This is a genomic window from Novipirellula galeiformis (assembly GCF_007860095.1).
Classification (GTDB): Bacteria; Planctomycetota; Planctomycetia; order Pirellulales; family Pirellulaceae; genus Novipirellula; species Novipirellula galeiformis.
The window spans coordinates 201,298-225,932 of record NZ_SJPT01000004.1; the positions used below are offsets into that span (position 1 = coordinate 201,298).

Below are 24,635 nucleotides of genomic sequence, written 5' to 3' on the forward strand. Positions count from 1 at the left end.
CGTCTTGCCCCCGCAGCCTAAAAACAACTAACGTCCGCAAAATCCAACATTTTTTCGAGCCCCGTTCTATGGAAGGAATGGTCGATGGGCGAAAACACCATTCTTGGTAACAAGCTTCGCCGCGACGTTCAAGAAACGACGACCACACGGTGGTTCTGGGGTTTCGTGATTGGTCATTTGGTCTTTTGGACGCTGTTGCCGACGCTGGTCAACTCCAACGCGCCCCTAGACTGCATTGAAATGTTGTACTGGGGCCACGAGTGGCAGTGGGGCTACTACAAGCATCCGCCCTTGCCCGCATGGTGCTGTGAAATGGGGCGGGTAATTTTCGGCAACGTCGATTGGCCACTTTACCTCGCCTCGCAGCTATGCGTGGTGACCTGTTTTTGGGCTGCCTGGAAAATGGCTCGTCAGTGTTTGTCGGCGTGGCCCGCTCTGGGTGCGACGGTGATCCTCGAAGCTTGTTACTACTTCAGTTTTGCCAGCATCGAAATGAACAACAACATGGTTGCAAAAGCATGTTGGGCACTCGCAATTCTGGCACTCTATTTTGCGATTCAAACCACACAAAAACGTTACTGGGTCGCGACCGGGTTCGCATTGGCGATGGCGGCACTGGCAAAGTACGACGTCGGGTTACTTCTCCTTTCCATGCTCGGCTTTAGTGTCATCCACCCTCGCGGGCGTCAATGCTGGAGAACGCCCGGACCGTACCTGTTGGCGCTCACAGCGGGAATCTGCGTCGCCCCCCATCTTGTCTGGCTAGTCGAAAATGATTTTCTGACGGTGAATTATTTTCGCAACCGTTCGGCGAGCTCCTCTGGCCTCAGCGGACACCTTTTTCATCCGCTGCAGTTTGCGGTTTCTCAGTTGCTCTCTCTCGCCCCCGTATTGCTGTTGGCTACCGGGGTGCTGGGCTGGCATTGGCAACGACGCGTTTTGGATCGAGACGACCGCCTGACGCGAGACTACTTGCTCGCCGTGGTTTTAGGGCCCGCGGTTTTGGCGATGCTGTTCTCGTTGCTCACTGGCGCCAAATTGCGAAGCATGTGGGGTTCGGCGATGTGGACCTATTGTGGTGTATTGCTCTTGTTGCTGTTTCAATCCAATGCCAGTGTCAGCGAGTTTCGAAAGTTGTTCCAACGCGCGGTGTCGGTGGGAATCGTGCTGGCGATCATCTACACGAGCAAGTTGACCTTGATTGCAACTTACACGAATCGTCCGTCACGCATCCACTTTCCGGGGCGAGATTTGGCTCAGGAAGTCCAACAGCGTTGGCAACGGGTCACCGGCGATCCCTTGACGATCGTGGGAGGCGATTGGTGGTTGGCGGGCAATGTGGCGTTCTATGCAGGGACCCCCATCAGTGTTTACCCCGAACTTCAAACGGAGTGGTCACCGTGGACGAGCCACCATCAAATGCGACAAACCGGAGGGGTCGTGCTCTGGGATGCCGGAGACGCCGCGCCGCTGACGTATTCCATCCGACCGGCTTGGGCGGAAGCCTTTCCCGAGGCCGAAATGCAACCGGTGATTGAATTGGCCTGGGATCGTGTCCCTAACGCCGACCCCATCCATGTGGGAATTGCCATCATTCCCCCTGCGGCACGCCCTGCATCGATCGCCAATGCACTCCCCAACATCAATGCACCCCTGCGATGAAGATGAACATGTATCACCCCATTCAGGCGACGATCATCGTCCCTTGCTACAACGAGGCGGATCGTTTGGATGTCAACGCGTTCGCTGCGTTCGCAAACCAAAATCCGATGTTTCGCTTTATGATGGTCGATGACGGAAGTCGCGATGCAACCCAGAGGATCCTTTCTCGACTGTGCGAGTCGAACTCGGAACAATTTGAGTTGCTGTTGATGAAGGAGAACGTGGGCAAGGCGGAAGCCGTTCGACATGGCATGTTGGCGGCCGCACAATCTTCGACCGATGTCTTCGGATTCTTGGATGCCGATTTGGCCTCGCCACTCGAAGAATTGCCACGCGCGCTCGACGTACTGCATCGGCATCCACACATCGGCGTCGCGATCGGCATTCGTCGTAAACTGCTGGGGCATCAAGTATTACGCAGTCCACTGCGATGCTGGCTAGGGGCTCACTTCAGCCGGGTCGCGTCATGGGTACTTCGGTTACCGATTCAAGACACACAGTGCGGGTTGAAGCTGTTTCGCAACACTCCTCGGATGGCAAAGCTATTCGCCCAACCTTTTCAATCACGTTGGATCTTCGATGTGGAAATCTTCGCGCGGATGATGGTCGCCGAAGGAACCGAAGCGGTCCAGCAGCAGATTTACGAAATGCCATTGGAGTCATGGCGAGAGGTACCTGGTTCGAAACTAAAATCAGGCGACTTTTTCAAGGCGCTTGGTGAACTCGTTGCCATCCATCGAAGCTACAAACCTGCGGCGTCCGGGCCAGCGACCGCGCCAATGCCTGGGGCCGCGATCGAGCACCCTGTGTCAGTGCCAATGCATCCCTTAACCGTGTTAGACGAAAGCCCTGCGGAAGACAGCCCGCTAAAGAAAGCGGCGTAGTCCTGACCGTCGGAAGCTCCCCGTAAAAAGCCTCTCGTCCCGCTCGCCGGTGCCACCTCGAAGCGATCCGGCGGGCCCGCGACAACACTCACGTGGCATAGGGAAAAAGGGAAAACCGCAAACGGATTTAACCTGCCCACTTAAACCCGTCGGGCTCAGAACTGCAGTTGGCCGCCAAAGCTGAGCCCGTGAGCCCAATAGTCGGTTTCCACCAAACGAAAGCGAGGTTGAAGCGAACCGGTCACGGGATTGCTGGGCTCAGGAATTAGATTTGGGTTCACATTGCTGTCAATTTGATCCGCGGCGCGAACGACATTGGGAAAGTAGAGCAGCGAATATCCCAGCGTCGCGTGGAACCAACTTGTGACGCGAACGCCCAATGTAACCCCAAGCTCCGGAATCATCGTGAAGTCTTCTTCGCGGTACGAACCGAGGTTACTGGTTTGCGTCAACAAGCCGCCGGGAAACGTTTGGATTACGCCGAGTTTGGTGATCGCGGTGTCGCCCGAGATGTTCACACGTTGTGAATTATTGCCCACCGCGACTCGTAGCGTTGATTCGAGCGATGCGCGATTCATCGCCACTTTATGGATGATGCCGAGTTGCAATCCATCGAATCGATTTTCAGTGCGAAATTGCTCGCTCGCGGCAATCGTGCCTGGTGATCCCGATCGTTGAGATTCGAGCGTTTCGGAAAACGACAAACGATCCTTGAGTCTTAGATTTCGATAGCCCACAATCCAATCGACTCGATCGGGTTCGCCGTAATGCTGGCAATCGCCGAAGGTAGGGATCAGCGCTGCACGTACATTGACCATGGCGGACTGCAAATCGGTGTCCGAGGTGATATTCAATCCGCCGTGGACGATCCCAGGATAGGAGATCAATTGCGCCGACTCTCGATCATTCGTGGTGTCAAAAAAGGGCCGACTGAGTAGTGGCGAACCGTTCCCCGCGGCTGAGAATTGGTCGTCGTTGCCCAACAATGCGAAGTACTCGCCCTCGATCGCGAACGTCCCTTGAGATGTCACCCAAAACCCCGCTTGAGCGCGAAATCCGCTCTGACCACCATCATTGAGTTCCCCACCGCCAAATAGCACTCCGGTTCCCGGTTCCCCCAGCACCCCGGCTTGCGTCTGTGCAGTCCCACTGGGGCTGGTCGTGACCAACGGGGGCGTATCCATGCCATCGGTGGTCCAATACAGGTACTCGCCGCGAATCCACAAACGGTCACTGATTCCTTGCCCCATTGGCGCGTAACCACTGCCAAACAGGTCAACGCCCCCTTGGACACCCTGGGATGCGTAGGGATCAAACCCAGCGGAATTGTTGACGATCACATTAGGTCCAGCCGAATAAACGCCCTGCGCCCACGCCTGACTCGTCATGGCAATGAAGAGCGAGACGAACGTAATAATCAACAACCGAGGAAACACCGAGCACAACTCCTTTTGTCGGAAATCTTGCCCGATTTTCTCAAGCAAGATGGAATTCTGGCCGACAGTCCGTCATTTTCAGCCTCGAAGTCAAGACGAATCCCGGCCTCGCAAGCGATTGATCTATCGCTCGCCCAAACACGTTCCTCACCATGGATCGGTTCGAGCGTGATGCAATGGAACCGATAGCGGGCAATCCCAGCTCCCCACGATCAACAATCGGTCCGTGGGGAGGGGATCAACAATCGGAGAGCGAGCGTCGCGATGCATCTCCTTGCCCATCAACGATCACACGACCGTGCCCCGACATTAGGCCGCTGTCGTTTCGCACCGTGACAATGAGCTGCGAGCAACGATTCTGTTGCAACACGATTCCCTTAAAAGTCGTTTCATTTCCGCCACTCTTGTTATCCATGTTCTCGAGCATGGACTTGCACTCGCCCGACTTACCGCAATCGAACAGGGCAGCGATTGACGATTCGAGGGGACAACACAAACAACGGTCGCTTCGACTTGACTGGCGTCGCACTTCCCATCTCACGACGTCGCGCCCGCATCCCCCACCGCAACGGAAAAAGTGACAACGCCCCTCTGCGAAGCAAACCAATGCAAAACGGACGCACAGTTACCGGACGTATCGAAGAGGTAAACAAGGGAAATGAGGGAAGCCGGAGACTTTAACAATCCAACATTCAGCACGAACTCCGACATCCATTGCGTCCGCTACGATTTCTCCAGCGAAAACCGCCCTCCTCCCCCCCAAACTCACGGGTCAAGCTTCATCCGCTTGCCTCTCCTCAACGGAAACTTCCTACCACCGCTTCGCCGGAATCCGGATAAAAACAGACGCGGGCCTGCTAACTCGTTAGAATTCAGTGCAGCTTTGCGCCCCCCTGCCTAGGAGCCTCGCTGTTGTCTACCTGCCGTTACTTATTGACCGTTATTCTTTGTGCGGTTTCGTTGGCTTCGCCGACGGTTGCCAATGATTTGCAAACGGCCGAAAATCAATTTCGCGAGGGTAATTATTCCGCAGTCGAAACCCTTGCGGCGGCTCAAGTCGAAAGTGGAATTTGGAATGAGCGTTGGCCGCGATTGCTGATCCAAGCTCGACTTGAACAAGGCAAATACGCCGACGCTTTGCAAGACTACGAGGCCGCCATCAAGCGGTACCCCACCAACATGACGTTAAGAATGTTGGGGATGAAAGCGATGCGTTTCAACGATCAAAGCGAACGCGCCGAACAGGAGAGCAAGCGATTTTTCCAACTGTTGCAAAGCTCGCCGCTTCGCTACGCCAGTCGCGATAACCTGATTGCCACGGGCCGGTATTTTGTCTCCGAAGGCGAGGATGCGCGGCAAATTTTGGAGATGTTTTACGACCGCGTTCGTGACGCCAATCCTGATTTCCTGGAAGCTTACCTTGCCACCGCTGAACTCGCGTTAGAAAAAGGCGATTACAAGGTTGCTGCGGAAACGCTTGAGGCGGCCGATCGAATCGATGATTCCGACCCGCAAACCGCCTACCTGATGGCTCGAGCGTTTGAGACTTCCAACGCACAAATTGCCAATGAAGCGATGCTGCGTGCATTGAAGCGGAACCCCAATCACATCCCGACGTTGTTGATGCAAGCCGAATCCGCGATTGATCGCGAGCTGTACGAGGCTGCGGAAAGCAAGCTTACTGCGGTGCTAAAAATCAACCCTTCGGAACCCGACGCCTGGGCTCTGCGAGCGGTGATGGCACACCTCGATGGCGACCGTGATCGTGAACAGGAAATGCGTTCCAAGGCGCTCAGCACTTGGAGCAAGAACCCACGCGTCGACCATTTGATCGGCAGTAAATTATCTCAGAAGTATCGCTTTGCCGAAGGCGCCGCGTATCAACGTCTGGCTCTCGAGATGGATCCCAACCATCACGCCGCGAGTTTCCAACTGGCTCAAGATTTGCTTCGCCTGGGAAACGATGATCGTGGATGGACCTTGGCCAAAGAGGTCGTCGAGAAGGACCAATACAATGTCGTCGCGCATAACCTGCTCACTCTTTATGACCGCATCAAGGATTTCAGTGTTTTAGAGGCAGACGACATTCATGTGCGGATGGATCCCTACGAAGCAAGTTTGTATGGCGATGCGGTCCTTGAATTGTTACGCGAAGCACGGGTGACGTTGTGTAAAAAATACGACATTGAGCCCGAAGGTCCGATCATGGTCGAAATTTTCCCCGAGCAACGGGACTTTGCCATTCGCACCTTTGGTTTGCCGGGCGGCGCGGGGTTTTTGGGCGTTTGCTTTGGACGTGTGATCACCGCTAATAGTCCAGCCAGTCAGGGCGAACGCCCCTCGAATTGGAAAAGCGTCCTGTGGCACGAGTTTTGTCATGTCGTGACGCTTGAGAAAACCAAGAACCGAATGCCACGCTGGCTCAGCGAAGGAATCTCGGTCTACGAAGAACGGATGCGAAATCCCGCTTGGGGCGAATCGATGACGCCTCAATATCGCGAGATGATTTTGAGTGATGCGTTGACTCCCGTCAGTAAGCTGAGTTCATCGTTCTTGAGTCCACCATCTCCGCTGCATCTGCAGTTTGCTTATTTTGAGTCCTCGTTGGTCGTTGAATTCTTGATCGAAAAGCATGGTATCGAATCGCTAAAAACGGTCCTCGTTTCACTAGGCGACGGGCTGTCGATCGGCGATGCGTTGGGGCAATCGGTCGGATCGCTCGATCGACTTGATGTCGAATTCGCCGCCTTCGCACGTGAAAAAGCAAACGCATTTGCACCCAATGCTGACTGGTCCCGCACGGAGATTCCCAAAGCTGCAACGTCCGTTGAACTGGCCGATTGGGTGGAGGCTCATCCGACGAACTACTGGGCGCTGCGAAGACTTGCCGACGTCTGGGTTGCGGACAATGAGGACAAAAAGGCATTACCGCTACTCGAAAAAATCGTCGAACTCGGCGCGGTGACGCAGGAGCGAGGAGGTCCGCTTGAACGATTGGCTGACGTTTATCAGCGATTGGGGCACGAAAAACGCGAACGCGAGATACGGGAACAGATTCTGGAACTTTCGAGCGATGCCTTGCCGTCGCTGCGGCGTTTAATCGAGATCGCAACGCAACACGAGGACTGGCAACAGGTGTTGGACTACAGCGAACGCGTCCTTGCAATCCAGCCGCTTCAACCGTTTGGCTATGAACGCTTAGCCACAGCTGCGAAGGAGCTCAAGAAACCCGGACAGGAAATCCGAGCATGCAAGGCGCTGTTGCAAATGAATCCGATCGACCCCGCAGGGATCTATTATCGGCTCGCCCGCGCGAGTTCTCAAGCAGGCGACTCTGCAGCGGCAAAACGGTACGTGTTGCTGGCACTCCAAGACGCCCCCCGCTACCGCGACGCCCACCGTTTGTTATTGGAGATCGTATCGAATGAGTAATCCGATTTGAGTCACGTTTGCTAGAGCATCGGTGCCGTCGTTTCGCGAAACCTCGGCACCCATGATTGCCGCGGATCGTTCCCGCGACATCCACCGAAAACGAGAGTAAGCGAAAGGAAAGCGGTGACCATGCGACGTTCAATACTGTTCAGCCTGCTGTTCACCCTCGTTGCTGGCATCGCATTAGCTCAACGTGGCGTGTGGTGGAGTCGACCGACCGAAACCACCAAACGTAACGGAGTCCCGGACTGGGAAGTCGACCCGAATTTCCCAGGCGATTTGTTTACGTTTGTACGGATCAAATACAACTCATATGGCGGTCGCGGTGGCGGCGGGGGTTGGGCGACCGATTACCGCGACAGCGACTTGAACTTCTCACTCCGCTTGCAACAACTGACCTCGCTGAAGGTCAATCCCGAACCGATTGTCCTGGAATTGACCGATGATCGATTGTTTGATTATCCGTTCATCTACATCATCGAACCCGGCAGTTTGGTTTTCAGTCAAGCCGAAGTCGCTGCACTCCGCCAGTACTGTTTGAACGGCGGCTTTTTGATGGTCGATGATTTCTGGGGCGATTCACAATACGAAAACATGCGACGTGAATTAAAACGAGTCTTTCCCGATCGTGATCCGGTGGAAGTTCCGCTTGCGCACGAGATCTTTCACAACGTCTACGATCTGAAAGAGAAGCCGCAAGTGCCCGCGATCAACGCGGCTCGGCGAAACATGGCGGGCGAGATCGGCTCGTGGGAAAGGGCGTCCGACGGAAGCGATACCAGTACGCCGCATTACCGTGCGATCAACGACGACGAAGGGCGGATCATGGTCTTCATTTGCCACAACACCGATCTCGGCGACGGCTGGGAACGCGAAGGCGAGAATCAATGGTACTTTGAAGAGTTTTCCGTCAAGAAAGCCTACCCCATGGGCATCAACATCGTGACCTACGCGATGACTCACTAAGTAGATGACCGACTAAGAAACCGTTCGGCAGGAATTGCACCGTTCTAAATTAATCCGAGGAAAGCAGCATGAGCACTGAAGCATTATCAGTGGAAGAAGAAGCACGCACGGTCGAGCAAATTCGCGAAGGCCGCGAGCGAATCTATGCCGAGCTTTCCAAGACCATCATCGGTCAACACGATGTGATCGAACAATTGCTAGTCAGCCTATTTGCGGGCGGACACTGTTTGATCACCGGGGCACCTGGGTTGGCCAAAACGCTGCTAGTCCGCAGCGTTGCTCAAATCTTTCACTTGAAATTTCAACGCATTCAGTTCACTCCGGATCTGATGCCTGCGGACATCACCGGCACCGAAATTTTGGAAGATTCCGGAGGCGGGCATCGTAAGATGACGTTTGTCAAAGGCCCGATCTTTGCCAACGTCGTCTTGGCGGACGAAATCAACCGGACGCCGCCCAAAACGCAGGCTGCATTACTCGAAGCGATGCAGGAACATCAAGTCACGGCTGCGGGACGTCGCTATCCGCTCGATGAGCCGTTTTTTGTGCTGGCGACACAAAACCCGATCGAAATGGAAGGAACTTATCCGCTACCCGAAGCTCAGTTGGACCGCTTCATGTTCAACGTGCTGATTGACTATCTGCCACCCAAGGATGAGTTGGCGGTGGTCATGCAAACGACCTCGCGACGTGCCGAACCGATCCAACCTTTGTTTACGGGCGAAGATATTTTGCGGTTTCATGAAACCGTTCGCCGCGTGCCAATTGCCGAGGAAGTGGGGGCGTATGCCGTTCGCTTGGCCGCATCGACGCGGCCCGATCGCGACCAAACTCCCGATTTCATCAACCAATGGGTCAGCTGGGGCGCGGGGCTGCGAGCGGCACAAACGCTGGTGCTCGGTGCCAAAGCGCGAGCGCTGCTGTCGGGCAATGCCCACGTGCGAATGGATGACATCCGTGCCCTTGCCCACCCCACACTACGTCATCGTGTCTTGCTCAGCTACAAAGCGGAAGCCGAAGGCGTCACGATCGAAAATGTGATCGACCAATTGTTGCAAGCTGTGCCCACGGAGATGTCGTGATGGTCCAGCCTTCTCGCGGCGATATTGCCTCGATTGATCCGTCGGCGATCATGCGAATCAAGAATTTGCAGCTGCGGGCAAAGACGGTCGTCGAAGGATTTTTCGATGGGCTGCACCGAAGCCCTATGCATGGATCGTCGGTGGAATTCAGTGAGTATCGGCCTTACACCGTCGGTGACGATCTGCGTGGATTGGATTGGAAACGATTTGCTCGCAGCGATCGCTTGTATATCAAAAAGTTCGAAGACGAAACGAATCGCAATTGTTATCTAGTGGTCGATCAGAGCCGGTCGATGGGCTACGGATCGATCGATTACAGCAAGATTGAATACGCGAGAACCTTGGCAGCGACGTTCGCCTATTTTCTATCGCTGCAACGGGATTGTGTCGGGGTGCTGACCTTTGACGAGGCGATTGGCGAGTTCATTCCCGCTCGACGCCGAGTCGGTCACCTGCATCAAATGTTGGTAGCGCTTTCACGCCCGCTAAGCGGCAAAGGAACCGACATTGATTCACCGCTGAAACAGATTGCCAATCTTGTCGGGCGACGCGGCTTGGTAATCATGATCTCGGACTTGTTAACCCCCACCGAATCGCTGCGGACCAATCTGGCCTACCTAAGATCGCGGGGGCATGAGGTCGTGATATTGCGGACCTTGGATCCGGCAGAAATCGATTTCCAGCTCGAATCGCCCAGTATGGTGCTGGACATGGAAACCGGACGCGAAATCTATTTGGATCCCGAGGTCGCCGCAGCCCATTACCAAGAACAGTTTGCCGAACACCGAAAACAGCTGCAAATCGTGTGCAGTTCGTTGGGAGTCAGTCTGCATGAGATCGTGACCAGCGAACCGCTTCATGATTCGTTGTTTCATTTACTGAATTCACAACAGCGGCGGTCCCGTGGTGCCGCTCGCGCCGGGATGCTGGCTCGGTCCGCTCGCAGCGGAGGCACTTCATGAGTTTGTTGGCCCCTCTGTATTTCGCCGGAGCGTTGGCGATCGGGCTGCCGATCCTGTTCCATTTGATCCGCCGTCAACCCAAAGGGAACATTGCATTCAGCTCGTTAATGTTCTTGAAACCGACGCCACCGCGATTGACGCGTCGCAGTCGGTTGGACAATTGGCTGCTGTTGCTGATTCGCTCGCTGGCGATTTTGTTGCTTGCCGCAGCGTTTGCGCGTCCCTTTTTTCGCAGCGAAGCGGTTACCGATTCCGACGCGAGCGGGCAGCGTTTTGTGCTGTTGCTTGATACCAGTGCCAGCATGAAACGAGTTGGCGTTTGGGAGCATGCGATCGGGCAAGTCGATCGCGTGATCGGCGAGCTAGGGAAAAACGATCAGCTTGCAATCGTCGCTTTTGATCATGAACCCAGGACGCTGTTCCCATTCGAACAGTCCGACGAATTGGCCGCCGACCAGCGTTTTTCGGCTGCTCGGTTATCGCTTCAGGATCTCGCCCCGTCGTGGCAAGATTCGGATTTGGGGCGAGCACTCGTTTACGCTGCCGACATTGCCGCAGCCAGCGAGGCGTATCAGGATGGCGATCAACGCGATGCAAATTTGATCTTGATTAGTGACATGCAATCCGGAAGTGAGATTGAAAGTCTGCAGCGTTTCACTTGGCCCGAGAACGTCAAGTTGGACGTGCGTGCGGTGCGTGGCAAGAACGCGGGCAACGCCTGGGCTCGGATATTGCAGTCGTCCGGCGAGGATGCTGATGCCGAGGGCGATCCGAGCGGTGCGACATCCAAACGAAGCGGATCTCGAACTGAAAAACGCCGCGTCCGCGTCTCCAATGCGGTGGGGACAAACGCAAGCGACTTTCGTCTGGCCTGGATGACCGCTGAAAACAAAACCATCGACGCGATGCCAGTACACGTTCCGCCGGGTGAATCACGAACCGTCTCACTGCCCCTTCCCAACGCCGACGTGACCTCGTTAGTTCTCAGCGGCGACGAAGAACCCTATGACAATGCTGCATATCTCGTTCTGCCCCAACCCGAAACTGCCAATATCGTCTTCGTTGGTGATGAGGAAAATAAACAAGATCCGCGAGACCGTTTGCTGTACTACTTAAAACAAGTCCCCTTTGATACACCGCAGCGGATGGTGACAATCACCACCGATACGAATTTGATTCCCGACGGTCCAGTTCAGCCTGGCAATGCAGAATCCACGCCGATGGTGGTGGTGACGCAACCGGTCGATGATGCGATGGCGGGACGGATCGGGCGATTTGCGGATGCGGGAGGGACGGTGTTGCTCGTGCTCTCCGAACCCGATGCAAACTGGTCATCGACACTGACCGCTCTGTTTGAAAAAAGTGACGAAGAAGCACCGGGAATCGAAGTTTCCGAAGCAAAACTGGACGACTACGCGATGCTTTCTCACATCGATTTCGAACATCCTGTGTTTTTGCCGATGGCGGATCCACAATTCAACGATTTCACCAAAGCTCGGTTTTGGTCTCATCGCCAAATCAGCGGGTTACCCGAGGCAACCAAGGTGTTGGCAAAGTTTGATAACGGTGATCCTGCGTTGATCGAACATTCCGTCGGGGATGGGCATCTGATTGTGCTGGCTGCGGGATGGCAACCCCAGGCTAGTCAGTTATCGCTGTCAACTAAATTCATCCCTTTGATGTTTAGCATCTTCGATCGTGGTCGACGTGCTCGGGCGGACGGCAATCGCTACCGAGTAGGCGATCGATTGGACGAAGCATTCGGGAATCCAACTCCAATAGCAGCACCCGAAGGCGATGAGTCTGAATTGACAACGTTGGATTCCGACAATCGTTTGAATCGTCCGGGTGTCTTTCGGATGGATCAAGATGGCAAGACACAAACGATTGCAGTCAACCTAGTGGATTCGGAAAGCCGCGTGGAGCCAATGGACGCGACGTCGCTCGAAAAGTTCGGAGTCCTATTGGGGAAGTCACAGTCGAACGTCGCTCGAAAAGAGTCTGAGCGACAATCGAAGGATGTTGAGCTCGAAAGCAACCAAAAACTGTGGCAGTGGTTGATGGCTGCCGCGATGGGGTTGTTGGTCACTGAAACTTTGCTGGTCCGAATACGCCAATAAAAGTGGTTCACGATGATGGAAAAGACACTACGAAAACGACTTCATCAAGTGACGTCTCGATTTCAAGAACGACGCTTGGGGTGGCTGCTGGCGTTGATCGCGATCGTGTTTGCGGGACTGGCGTGGAGCTTGTTGCCTGCGGCACGAGCAGGCCAGATCATGGGCTCGGAAACCGCGATCGTACTGCTGGGTGTCGCATCGCTGGCGATGCTGATCGCCTGGGCGGTGACGCGGCGAAGCTTTTCGGATCCTCACTCGATCGCCAGCAAGATTGAATCCAAGTTCCCGAGTCTGCAGCAGCGTCTGCTTACCGCGGTTTCACTAACCACTCGCGAGGAAAAATCAGACAGTTATTTACAGCAACGCGTGATTCGCGAAGCGTGCGATCATTCGCAACGCAATCGCTGGATCGAAACGGTGCCGCAAAGCCAATTGTGGCTCAGCCGAGTGTCGGGATTGAGCGCCACGTTGGTGATGGCGTCAGCGTTGGGCATGTTGTTTGTGACGTCGGCGGCCCCTTCGCAAGTCGGCGCCAGCATACCGCGAGCGAACCAGAGCAATGCGATTGTCGATCCAGGGAACGCGGAAATCGAACGCGGCACGAGCTTGGTGATCACGGCTCGTTTTGAGTCGGTCGCCCCGAGCGAAGCGGAACTGCGCGTGATCAATCGCGATGGCAGTGAACAGCGTTTGACGATGAAGCAAAATTTGCAGGACCCGATCGTGGCCGCGTTTTTGTCCTCCGTCGACGAAGCCTTTGAGTACCAGATTCTGACGCGAGATTGGTCGAGCCAAACGTACTCGATCGGCGTCTTTGAGTTTCCGAAGTTGGTGCGAAGCGATGCGTTGCTGGACTTCCCCGAGTACACCGGCATGGATGACAAACGGATCGAAGACACCGTGCGTGTATCGGCCGTCCAGGGGACGATGCTCACTTGGCACTGTCATTTGAACAAGCCGGTCGCGTCGGCGACGCTCGTGGAAAAAGATGGAACACGAACGCCGCTGCAGCCAATGGACCGTACGACAGGTGACGGGATGATGGTCGAACTGCGGATGGAAGAGACAAAACGCTACACGTTGGAATTGATCGACGAACAGGGGCGTCAGAACAAGTATCCAGCCGAGTTGGTCGCGAAAGTGCTACCCAATCAGACGCCCAGCATCAAGCTGACTCAAGGGGGTGACGTTAGCGTTTCGCCGCTCGAAGAATTGTCGCTTGCCGCAGACATCGCGGACGACTTTGGGCTCCATCGAGTCGGACTGTCTTACAACTTCGAGGGCAAGGCGACGGAGATCGCGTTCGAGGAAAAGGACGCTGCGAATCGGAAACAGGGGTTTTCGCACATGGTTGAGTTTGAAGCACTCGACGCGGAACCGGACCAATTGTTTGCCTACTATTTCTGGGCTGAGGACATTGGGCCCGCTGGACAGGTGCGGCGAACGCAAAGCGATATGTACTTTGCCGAGGTGCGTCCCTTTGAAGAAATCTTCCGCGAAGGGGAACCGCCACCAAGCGGCCAGGCTCCGCCGAGCGAGAATGAACAAGCGGCCGAAGAGCTTGCCGAGCTGCAAAAACAAATCATCAATGCCACTTGGCGTGTTATGCGTGATGAAGCGGGCGCGGAAGTGTCGTCCGAATTTGCCGAAAATGTCAAAGAAATGCTCCAGGGGCAACAAAACGCAATCGAAATGCTCGATGGACTCGCGGCGAAGCTTAACGACCCTCAATCAAAATTGATCGTCGAGGGCGTTCGCGTCCATATGCAGTCCGCCGCAAGTGAACTCGAGAAATCACAACAATCCAAGACAACTGAAACGCTTGACGAAGCGTTGGCATCCGAACAAGCGAGCTATGCAGGCTTGTTGAAGTTGCGGGCGAGAGAGTTCCAGGTCACTCGGGCTCAGCAACGAAGCCAGAGTAGTTCCAGTAGCTCGGCGTCGAAGCGTCAACAGCAATTAAACGAACTCGAACTCGATCAAGATGAAAATCGCTACGAGACCGAGCAGCAGGCAGAAGCCAATTCGCCGGAGGCGGCACAGCAACGCGAAGAGCGACAAGTACTCAGTCGGCTACGGGAACTTGCCCAACGTCAAGAAGACATCAACAAGCAGCTGGCACAATTGCAATCCGCGCTCGAATTGGCCGAGTCCGAAAAGGAAAAGGAAGAGATCCGCCGACAGATCAAACGACTGCGAGAGCAGCAGCAAAACTTGTTGCGTGAAACCGATGAATTGGCCGAGCGGATGCAGAGCCCCGAGAACCAAGAATCGATGCAGCAGCAACGCGAGCAGCTCGAAGAAACTCGCGAGAACCAGCGTCGGGCCAGCGAAGCACTCCAACAAGAGGATGCCTCGTCGGCACTGGCGGCTGGAAAACGCGCCGAACGTGATCTCGAAGAATTAGAAGACGAATTTCGCCAACGCACCTCAGGGCAATTCAGTGATGCCGTGCGTGAAATGCGAGCCGACGCACAAGCACTCGACCAGAAGCAACAAACACTCTCGGAAGCTCTCAGCGAAGAGGCTGAAAATCCTTCGCCAGGGCTGCGTCGCAACGAACAACAGCAGCAGCTGGAAAAGCAACTCGAAGAGCAACGTCGGGATCTGTCGCAGCTAGAAAACAAAATGCAAGAAACCGTCGAGCAAGCCGAGTCCGTTGAGCCGCTGTTGGCGAAAGAGCTATACGAATCGTTTCGCAATCTGCAGCAGCGTGAAGTGGATCGCCGTCTAGAAGAAACTTCCGAACTGGTCAATGCCGGTTTTAAGGAAGAGGCTCGTCAATCCGAGACGGCTGCTGCCGAAGGGGTCAAATCGTTACGAGAGGAACTCGAACAAGCTGCCAGTTCGATCCTTGGTGACGAAACGGAAGGGCTGAAACGCGCCGCCAGTACACTGGAGCAACTCGCTCGTGACTTGGACCAAGAGATCGGGGAAGAAAGAGGGGGAGAGGGGGAGTTGGGAGAAGGGGAGAGAGGAGAAGGGCAGCAGGGGCAAGACGCGGAGCCCGGACAGGGACAGGGTGAACCGCAGGGAGAGAAGGGACAGCAAGGGACGGAAGGCCGGGGCGAGCAGAGCGGCGAATCGAGCAGCGAACAGAGTAGTGAGCAGAGCGAGGGGAAAGGGCAGAACGAGGGACAGAGTGAGGTCGAGGGGCAAGGGCAGGGAGAATCCCCGGGGCAGTCAATGCGTCCTGGCGAGAATACGAGCGAGAGTGAGAGCCCCGGTCAGCAGAAAGGTCAGGCGGAAGGCGGTGAGGGAATTCGGGGTTCAAACCCCAGTCAAAGTCGTGCAGCGGCGCAGAGCCCGAGTGGATCGCCGATCGCAGGGGACGGATTTCGTGAATGGTCCGATTCACTTCGCGACGTCGAAGAAATGGTCGAGGATTCGGAACTGCGTTCGCGTGCTTCCCAAATTCGTGATCGCGCACGCCAAGTCAGAACCGATCTGTTGCGACATTCCAAGGCACCGCAATGGAATTTGATCGAAGAGATGATTGCCGACCCACTACGTGAATTGCAACGAGATGTCCAAGAGGAATACATGCGACGATCTGCGGAGAAAAATGCCCAAGTCCCGGTCGATCGTGATCCGGTTCCCAGCCAATTCAGCGAGGCGGTTCGCCAGTATTACGAGAACCTCGGAAGCGGGCGTGGCAAATGATCTTCTCGACTTCGATCGCGGATGCGACGCTTTCGCTACACGAAAATTTGATTTGGGGTGCACCCGACTGGGTGATTCCCGTTTCGATCGCGGCGGTAGTCTTGGCGGGTTTGACGATTTGGAACTATGCATCGCAGCAAGCGATGGGAGCGGTGCGATGGTTGGCTGCGGGACTGAAAATTGCCGCCATTGCCTTGATCGCCATCTGTTTGTTACAGCCGATGCGCAGCGGCACACGACCGCGGCCCAAAGCGAATGTGTTGCCGATCCTCGTCGACAACAGCAAGAGCATGCAGGTGAAACCCGAGGGGGCCAACGAAACACGGGCGGACGTCGTTTCAAAGCGAATCGCACCCGAAAATGTCTGGCGTATTCGTTTGGAACAAGATTTTGATGTGCGAGGTTATTCGTTTGATTCGCGGATCGCGGCACTCGAATTGGCAGACCCGACTCTGTCAAACGAAGGCACGGTATCATCGCTGTCGACCAGTTTGCGGTCACTCGGCGAGCGATTCTCGGCTCGTCCCGTTGCGGGCGTGGTGCTGTTCAGCGACGGCAATTTGACTGATCCGCCCGACGCAAATTTCGATTGGTCCACGTTGGGATTCCCCGTCTATCCGGTGCTGTCGTCCTCGGATGAAACGATCAACGACGTTCGAATCGCGGATGTCAGCGTAAGCCAAACGGATTTTGAATCGGCTCCCGTGACGATCCGTGTCAAAGTCGATGCGAATCCCCCGAAGCGAAAACTCGTCGTCCAACTTCGTGACCTCGATCACGGAAAACTCGTCGAAGAACAAACGATCACGACCTCGGCAACCAAAACCGATAACGAGGTCACGTTTCGCTTCCGACCAGATGAACCGGGGTTGCGTTTTTATCGAACCAGTGTGTTTGAGGAACGAGATCGCAAGGCGTTCGACCCCGAGAGTGAATCGAAGGCCGAATTAAATGCGACAGGCAAAATCAAAACCGCCGAAGCGACGCTCGTTAATAACCAGCGAATGATTGCGATCGATCGCAAATCGGGGCCTTACCGAATTTTGTATGTTGCCGGACGCCCGAATTGGGAGTTCAAGTTTTTGCGACGATCACTAGCGACCGACGCCGAGATTCAATTGGTGGGTTTGCTGCGGATCGCCAACAAAGAACCCAAGTTTAGTTTTCGCGATCAGGGAGTCACGGGTTCAAATTCTGCTAACACGAATCGCTTGTTCGATGGTGTCGACAGTGCGGAAGACGAATTGGTCCAGCAGTATGATGAACCTGTCATGATTCGTTTGGGTGTCAAAGAATCCGAAGAATTGAGCGACGGGTTTCCCGAGACACGCGAAGAGCTATTTGCCTATCACGCGATCATTCTTGATGACATCGAATCCGAATATTTCACGCAGGACCAGATGCTGCTGATGCGCCAATTCGTTAGCAGCCGAGGCGGCGGATTGTTGATGTTAGGAGGCCAAGAATCGTTTGCCGGAAAATCGTTTGCCGACAGCCCGCTCGGAGAACTTGCCCCTGTCTATGGTCCGCGGTCCGGCGACGCTAGCGTTGCCGGGGCTTACCGAATGAAGTTAACTCGCGAAGGAATGCTTGAGCCCTGGGCGCGGCTGCGAGAAAACGAATCGGCGGAATCTGATCGTTTTACTCAAATGCCGCCGTTCACTTCGGTCAACGCCGTCGGCGATGTCAAACCGGGGGCCCTCACCCTGGCCACCGTCGAAGATCTCGCGGGCGATGCGTTGCCTGCGATCGTTGCCCAGCGATTTGGCAAAGGGCGTACTGCGGCGATGCCGATTGGAGATTTATGGAGATGGTCGATGCGGCGTGATCCGCGTTCGAAAAACAACGATGGCGATGACGCGGCTCAAGCGTGGCGGCAAATGGCGCATTGGCTCGTTGGTGAAGTACCGCGTCAAGTCGAAGCCCGAGTCGAGCCGAATGTCGATCCCAATGAACCCGCACGAATTGTGGTGCATGTCCGCGACGAAGCGTACTTGCCGATCGACAACGCCGCGATCGAGTTAACGATCACACCGATTGAAAAAGGAACTCGCGAGGGTAATCAAGATGGTGTGATCCAAATCCAAGCCATGCCGGACGACGATGCCTCCGGCGTGTACAGGGCCGCTTTCTGGACGAATGATTCCAACGCCTACCGAGTGCATGTGTCGGCGAAATCAGTGGATGGTCATTTCGTCGGCGAAGCGGACACGGGGTGGGTCGCTCAGCCGGATGCGGCAGAGTTTCGCCAGCTTCGTTTGAACCGAACACTGTTAGAAACGATTGCGAAGCAAAGCGGTGGCAAAGTGGTTGCCGATGATGCGTTGGATAACTTTGCCGCCGAATTGCCAAATTTAAAAATCCCCGTCACCGAGACTTGGGTCTATCCTCTCTGGCACAACGTTTGGGTGCTGGTCGCCGCGATCATGTGCTTGTGTGGTGAATGGGGACTACGTCGATGGAAAGGTTTGTCATGAGTCGATGGATTGCCGTTGCGATTGGACTGATGCTTTGCCCTCTTAACGCTGGGGCAGACGATGTCGTTCCAACCCAACTTGTAGTTGTGGTGGGAGCCGGAGGCGCTGAACCGTATCAAACCGAGTTTTGGGAGTGGGCGAGGTTGTGGCGAACCAGGGTCGAATCGAGCGATGTGAAATTACATTTGATCGGTGAATCGCCAAGCCCATCGGATCGTGAGCAACTCAAGTCCGTGATCGCTGAAGCGGGCGGTACCGAGGCCTCTCCGCTTTGGATTGTCTTGATCGGACACGGGACGTTTTCTCAGAACGTTGCCAAGTTCAATTTGCGTGGTCCCGATGTGTCGGCAACCGAGTTGGCTGAGTGGATCAAACCGCTCGACCGCCCTCTGGTGATCGTCAATTGTGCATCGGCAAGTGGTCCGTTTATTAACGCGTTGTCCGCCCCAGGACGTGTGATTGTCACTGCCACCCAAAGCGGCAGCGAGCAAAACTATGCTCGCTTCGGTCGCTATTTCGTCGAGGCCATCGGCTCCCTCGATGCGGATCTTGATCATGACGAAGAAATCTCCGTTCAAGAGGCATTCCTAAAGGCCAACGCCACGCTGAAATTATCGTACGAGACCGAGGCAAGGATTCGTACTGAGCACGCATTGATCGACGACAACGGAGACGGACTCGGAACGCCCTTCAAAGCATTTCGCCGCGACGGGGCCCTGACAGTGGCACAAACGGACCGCGAACTCGATGGGCGGCGAGCCGCCAAAATGGCACTGATTCCCGCCGCCAAACAAGCACGACTAAAACCAGACGAGGTCCGTAGCCGCGACGAGACCGAACACGAAATCGCGACGTTGCGGCTGCAAAAACAATCGATGGACGAGACGGCATATTTCGAACAACTCGAAGCGTTGCTGGTTCGTCTGGCTAAAATCTACCAAGCAGCTGAGGATCGCGGGAAAAAATCCAGCTCCAATTCCACCGCGTCGCCGTAAACGCGAGCGACAATTTGCAAAAGACTTGACGCCTTCGTCTCTAAACGCACGTTACAACTTTGGAATTGGACGCGAGGGAGCTTTCTTGAGCATTCGCTTTTGGTCATCTTGAGGTGGCGGGTTATTGTTGTTCCCTCCTCCAGCCCCTGGTGTGCGTGGAGTCAGATCGGTGAAGTCTTCTTTCCATTTCCAGCCGATCGGAACCGCCAACTCTTGATCAGCGAGCAGCGCCCAAGGCGTTCCTTTATGGTCGCGGGAGACCCCTGCGAGCAACTCTTTGGCCAGCTCGGCTTCGCGTTCCCATTTACTGCCCACCGAGATCTCTTCGTTAGGTTCGAGTATCCAAGTGTTATTTTTCTCTTTTTCGAACGGCATACCACGTTTACCTTTGGCGAGCATGGCGTTGTAGGTTTCGGTACGCACCTTTTGCGCCAGCACACGGCCCATCGCTAAATCGAAGCCCGCCTTCCAACGCAGGCTCTCTTCGCTGTCACGCGCTTTCATACCGGGTTCGAGCATCGTTGCCAATTGAATCAAGGTCGGCTCTAACTTTGCCGCATCCTGTTGTGCTTTGGTCAAATCACCCACCAATTGGGGATCACTGCGTTTAATGAATCGGGTTTGCGGGCGAGAGAGACCTTGGGCGGGTCGCATCTGTGCCGCTTGCACAAGCGCTTGTCGCAGCGGACTCGCCTTGACCTTGCTGACATAATCCTGCGGTGACAAATAATCAGGGCGATATCGCGCCATCGCGTTGGGATCAAAAAAGTACTTCATGTCCGAAGCGAAGGCATCGATCTCCTTCGAACGCACTTGTCGGCTGACATTACGATTGGGATGGATGGAAAAATAAATGCCGCCTGTTTCATAACAAAGCCGAGTTAAAGCATAGGGGCCAAATCCGCTATCAATCACCGGTTCTTCTTTGAAATCAGCGGTAAAGCCGACTTGCACCTGTTCCAGATAAAACGTTTCGGGACCTTGATCGACTTGAGCCCATTGAGGTGTTTGATCGTACTCGGGATCTGGGTCAACATACTTCACCAACGTATGCTCGCGACCGAACGGTGCGGGGACGCCAATCACGTAAACCGGAATGGCCCACTTGCGACACGACGCGATCGATTGTTCAAGCATGTTGGCATCATCCCCTCGCTCGTCGGTCACCACCACAAACAACACGTTTCGCTGAGGACCATTGGGACCGCGACTCCGCCTCAATGTCTTGTAACGATCCGTAGCAGAGGAAATGGCAGAAAAGACCCGTTCTTCGCCAGAAGTGTCGACAGGAATGTTTTGCACGATCGACTTGATCTCTTCGAGATCTTCGACCGGTTCTTCGGTAAACAGGGTGACGGTTTGGCCAAAGCCGATGACCGAGGTCAACAACGGGATGTCGTTGGTTTTTCGACGAAAACCAATTGCTTCGCTCTCTTTGGCAATTCCAAGTTCGCTGTAGATGCGCTGAAACCGGTCACGAATCTCTTGGCGTTGACGATGAAGTGAACCACTTTGGTCAAATAACCAAACCACCAACGTCGGGCGATCCTCGAGCGCTTGCAAGATTTCAAATGTGATGCGGTCAACGGCCCCCGCAGCCCCTTGCGTGCTTTGCCCCACTTTCCCCTTTTGATTCTTCAGTCGGTCCAGCGGCGCGACCGCTGTGGTAAACATTTTATTGACCATGATCTGGCCTAAATCCGTTGGCTCCAAATCCACTGGATTGGGAATCTCGGAGATCTCAGCAAACATCTCCGCCGATGCTTCGGCCATCGCGGCGTCAGCAGAACTGTTCGCACCGACCTCGGTTTGGGGCAGGTCGCTATAAGTGACGTCGTCGATCATCTCGACTTTTTCAATTTCAGTCTCCGCTGGAGGCGAAACCAAAACCACCGCCTCTTCATCCACAGGCACCACCAAAGGAACCAACGCTAAGGACAAAATGATAATCAAGTGGACCAGCATGCTGCCCGCGAACGCCGTAGTCTCGCTCGCCGAGAAGAACGACTCCTCCTCCAATTCCTCCTCATCCCAGGCATCCACCGCTTCCATGTTTTCGGAAAGTTTAGCTGGCCGGGACAGACCGTCACGCGAATTGCTAGAAGAGTTTGGATTCGTCATTTGCACTTAATCATTAGGTCGAGAGAGTCTGAGTCGTGGGAAAAGCGGACACGCTGGAAATCAGATCGCGGGAAATCAGATCCAATCCTTTCAAACGCCAACTTGGGGATCGCTGTCACTTCAACTCTCAAGAACAGGACGTACTGGCATCGCCCCCCCGAAAATCATCGATGTAAGGGAGGAACAGGGTCTATTTTACTCGAATTCGACAAGATAAGTGGGGGCCACTTTACTCAATTCGTTCAACGCAGTTTAAATCGCTGGCTCGATCCCATTCCCAAGATCCCCGGTTCCCCCATCTCCGATTCTCCCGTTCCGTTGCAGGTTCCCAGTTGAGTAGCTCGCAGCGTCAAAAACAGACCGATTCACGATGAACCGTGTGATTGGATCAATGCAAGTTCGTCTCCGAATTGACTTCCGAAATCCCCAGCTTGACTCCCGAAATCCCCAGCCACACTCACCAGTCCCCCTTTGTGTGGGTGCACTAGGGATAACGCATTGTCATTGAGGTTGTACTCAAAAAATGGCCGTTGGCGACGAGGGTACACACCCCCCGCGTTAATGGAAGCCTCCAACAGATTGCCAACACGAACCTGTACTTGTAATCTTGGTTTTTATATCGTGAGATGCGACGGGAATTAAATTCGCAATTCAAATTGACTACAGCATTGGGATTTCAAGCATTGTCTGAGCGGCTAATCGCGATCGGGGATATTCACGGATGCAAAGTTGCTCTAGAGCGATTACTTAAAGAGATTGCGCCGACCTCAAACGACGTCGTGGTCACTTTGGGAGATTACATTGACCGCGGCCCCGATTCGCGCGGCGTGATCGACACCCTGATCAAGCTACGCCAACAGACGCAATTGATCGGATTGGTGGGAAATCACGAGGAAATGATGCTCGACGTCGTGCGTGGCGAACATCCCCCGCATGCCTGGCTGAAGCACGGTGGAGTTGAGACGCTTGATAGCTACGGCTTCGACGGCAGCCTGGACTTTCTTCCCCAAAGCCACCAAGAGTTCTTTGACTCGCTAGGGGATTATTTCGAGTACGGAGACTACTTCTTTACTCACGCCGCTTACGATCCCGACACACCGCTGGAACATCAACCGACCGAAATGTTGCGTTGGTACACGCTCAACGACGGCTACCCGGCGCCCCATCTCAGCGGCAAGACGGCGGTCGTCGGCCATACCGCGATGCGGGATGGCGAGATCCTCGACCTCGGATATTTGTTGGACATCGATACGTTCTGCTATGGCGGCGGATGGTTAACGGCGATCGATCTCTACAGCCGCCAATTGTGGCAGGTCTCGCAAGATGGCCTTCTTCGCGGCGTTGACGAGCCGTCTTAGTTCCGCAGCCAACCTTCGTTTCGCAGCATGATCGAGCGGTCGAGCTCCCTCCCCGCGTGGGCTACTCTGCGTGGGCCCCCACACCGCCGCGTTCACCATCGAGCCGCACCTCGCTACTCTCCGACGCCGCAGATCGTGTCATACGCGGCGCAATGAAAAGACAGAGCAACAAAAAAAAAGGCACTGTGAAAACATCACAGTGCCTAGGTGTCGTTCCATTCGTCGTGCTGCTTACGCGTTAGAAGCATCGAGAGCTTCTTGGAGAGCTGCCTTGGGGCGAACGCCCACAAAACTTTCTGAAACTTCTCCACCCTTGAAGACCAACAACGTTGGAATGCTGCTGATTCCAAACTTCTGCGCAATCCCAGGATTGTCGTCGATGTTGATTTTGCCGATTTTGACCGCTGGGTTCTCACTGGCCAATTCGTCAATCATGGGAGCGATCTGACGGCATGGACCGCACCAGGGTGCCCAAAAGTCAACGAGCACGGGGGAGTCTGATTGCAGCACTTCGCTATCGAAGTTCTCATCAGTAAATTCTTTTACAGCATCAGATGCCATGGAAACTTCCTTTTAAAGAATAGGTTGGTCAACGCAAATTGTAGGTATCGAGGATCTGCTGTCAATTTGCCCACTGTCAAAGTGGCCTAATTGCCATTCGCTTTTAACCCGCTCTCAGCGGTAGCAATATCCGAGCCAATTCGTCCAGTATCATCGCGGTAGCTCCCCAAATCCGATTTCCCCCATACTCAAATGCGGGAGCGTTAAATTCCAAGGTATCAAAACCCGACTCGTTCGCTGGGTGGGGGTTGGCTTGCGTAAAATGGACTCGCTTGTTCATCCGAAAGACTCCCCGTCGACTCGGTCGCAACAACTCTTCGAGCGGCAACAGGATAACATCCTCAACTTCAACGGGATCGGGCAGCCAAGGGGATGGTGGACGATCGATGATATACACCATCGGTTGGACTGCGTTATCACTAACATAGACATATTGTGGGTGCAGTCCGCCACAACAACGTTGGACTTGGGGACGAATTCCTAATTCCTCTTCGAATTCGCGTAGCGCTGCAACGTTAGCGGACTCCCCCGCTTCCAATCGCCCCCCGGGTAAACAGATTTGCCCGCCGTGATGCTTCAACGTCATCGGACGCCGCGTCAATGGAATCAGCCAACGTTGTTGCGTGTCTTGATAGAGCGAGATGGCAACCGCTGCTTGCCGGCATCCTCGACGCGCTGGCCCTCGATGCCGACCATAGGCAAGTCCGGGAAACATCGCCGCGAGCGAATCGGACTTGCCGCTTTCATTCACCGCCGAAGAGGGACCCGAGATGGAAGGCCCCGAGAGTCGCTCCGAAAGATAGCTACCGAGATCGGTATTAAAGAACATCGCATGCAATCCCGATTGAGCGGGCGTTGACCTTCGCGTCCGACGCCCCCCCGGCTGAGCGAATGCACGCCCAGGAACCATGGAAAA

At 54.8% G+C, this 24,635-nt stretch carries 15 protein-coding genes; 11 read left to right on the top strand and 4 right to left on the bottom strand.

Going from position 1 to position 24,635, the window contains the following annotated elements; translation table 11 throughout:
* Positions 1-84: 84 nt before the first annotated feature.
* Both Pla52o_RS11725 and Pla52o_RS11730 read left to right on the top strand, forming a co-directional pair.
* Positions 85-1,662: a glycosyltransferase family 39 protein gene (locus tag Pla52o_RS11725; RefSeq protein WP_146594812.1), complete on the top strand. Its 1,578-nt coding sequence runs from the start codon at positions 85-87 to the stop codon at positions 1,660-1,662.
* Positions 1,659-2,546: a glycosyltransferase gene (locus Pla52o_RS11730; protein ID WP_146594813.1), complete on the top strand. Its 888-nt coding sequence runs from the start codon at positions 1,659-1,661 to the stop codon at positions 2,544-2,546. Before Pla52o_RS11725 ends, Pla52o_RS11730 begins: the two co-directional genes overlap by 4 nt.
* Before the next feature lie 155 nt (positions 2,547-2,701).
* Here Pla52o_RS11730 and Pla52o_RS11735 read toward each other — a convergent pair whose 3' ends face one another.
* On the bottom strand, positions 2,702-3,982 hold the full coding sequence (locus tag Pla52o_RS11735; protein ID WP_146594814.1) for a BBP7 family outer membrane beta-barrel protein: 1,281 nt from the start codon (positions 3,980-3,982) through the stop codon (positions 2,702-2,704).
* A gap of 912 nt (positions 3,983-4,894) precedes the next feature.
* On the opposite strand from Pla52o_RS11735, the gene Pla52o_RS11740 reads away from it, so the two are divergent.
* The 8 genes from Pla52o_RS11740 to Pla52o_RS11775 all read left to right on the top strand — a co-directional run bounded on the left by Pla52o_RS11740 (position 4,895) and on the right by Pla52o_RS11775 (position 19,679).
* Complete coding sequence (locus tag Pla52o_RS11740; protein WP_146594815.1) at positions 4,895-7,414, top strand: tetratricopeptide repeat protein; 2,520 nt, start codon at positions 4,895-4,897, stop codon at positions 7,412-7,414.
* 129 nt (positions 7,415-7,543) lie between these two features.
* Positions 7,544-8,380: a DUF4159 domain-containing protein gene (locus tag Pla52o_RS11745; protein ID WP_197169191.1), complete on the top strand. Its 837-nt coding sequence runs from the start codon at positions 7,544-7,546 to the stop codon at positions 8,378-8,380.
* Between the two features lie 68 nt (positions 8,381-8,448).
* Positions 8,449-9,462 (top strand): AAA family ATPase, encoded by a 1,014-nt coding sequence (locus tag Pla52o_RS11750; protein ID WP_146594817.1) that lies wholly within the window; start codon positions 8,449-8,451, stop codon positions 9,460-9,462.
* A complete protein-coding gene (locus Pla52o_RS11755; protein ID WP_146594818.1) occupies positions 9,462-10,424 on the top strand; it encodes a DUF58 domain-containing protein in 963 nt (320 codons plus the stop codon). Before Pla52o_RS11750 ends, Pla52o_RS11755 begins: the two co-directional genes overlap by 1 nt.
* Positions 10,421-12,544 (top strand): BatA domain-containing protein, encoded by a 2,124-nt coding sequence (locus tag Pla52o_RS11760; protein ID WP_146594819.1) that lies wholly within the window; start codon positions 10,421-10,423, stop codon positions 12,542-12,544. The genes Pla52o_RS11755 and Pla52o_RS11760 overlap by 4 nt, the downstream gene beginning before the upstream one ends.
* A 12-nt stretch (positions 12,545-12,556) precedes the next feature.
* Positions 12,557-16,207 carry a DUF4175 family protein gene (locus Pla52o_RS11765; RefSeq protein ID WP_146594820.1) on the top strand — a complete coding sequence of 1,217 codons (3,651 nt, stop codon included), beginning with the start codon at positions 12,557-12,559 and terminating at the stop codon, positions 16,205-16,207.
* Positions 16,204-18,684, top strand: a complete 2,481-nt coding sequence (locus Pla52o_RS11770) for a glutamine amidotransferase (protein WP_146594821.1) — start codon at positions 16,204-16,206, stop codon at positions 18,682-18,684. Before Pla52o_RS11765 ends, Pla52o_RS11770 begins: the two co-directional genes overlap by 4 nt.
* Positions 18,681-19,679, top strand: coding sequence for a hypothetical protein (locus Pla52o_RS11775; protein ID WP_146594822.1), 999 nt, complete (start codon positions 18,681-18,683; stop codon positions 19,677-19,679). The genes Pla52o_RS11770 and Pla52o_RS11775 overlap by 4 nt, the downstream gene beginning before the upstream one ends.
* A gap of 51 nt (positions 19,680-19,730) precedes the next feature.
* Here the strand turns inward: Pla52o_RS11775 and Pla52o_RS11780 are convergent, their stop codons facing one another.
* Entirely contained in the window at positions 19,731-21,800 is a 2,070-nt protein-coding gene (locus tag Pla52o_RS11780; RefSeq protein ID WP_146594823.1) for a vWA domain-containing protein, read from the bottom strand.
* A 683-nt stretch (positions 21,801-22,483) separates the two neighbouring features.
* Here Pla52o_RS11780 and Pla52o_RS11785 point away from each other — a divergent pair.
* A complete protein-coding gene (locus tag Pla52o_RS11785) occupies positions 22,484-23,158 on the top strand; it encodes a metallophosphoesterase family protein (protein ID WP_231612273.1) in 675 nt (224 codons plus the stop codon).
* A gap of 231 nt (positions 23,159-23,389) precedes the next feature.
* Here the strand turns inward: Pla52o_RS11785 and trxA are convergent, their stop codons facing one another.
* Positions 23,390-23,719: a thioredoxin gene (gene trxA / locus Pla52o_RS11790; RefSeq protein WP_146594825.1), complete on the bottom strand. Its 330-nt coding sequence runs from the start codon at positions 23,717-23,719 to the stop codon at positions 23,390-23,392.
* A 103-nt stretch (positions 23,720-23,822) separates the two neighbouring features.
* Positions 23,823-24,548, bottom strand: coding sequence for an NUDIX hydrolase (locus Pla52o_RS11795; RefSeq protein ID WP_146594826.1), 726 nt, complete (start codon positions 24,546-24,548; stop codon positions 23,823-23,825).
* Positions 24,549-24,635: the final 87 nt, after the last annotated feature.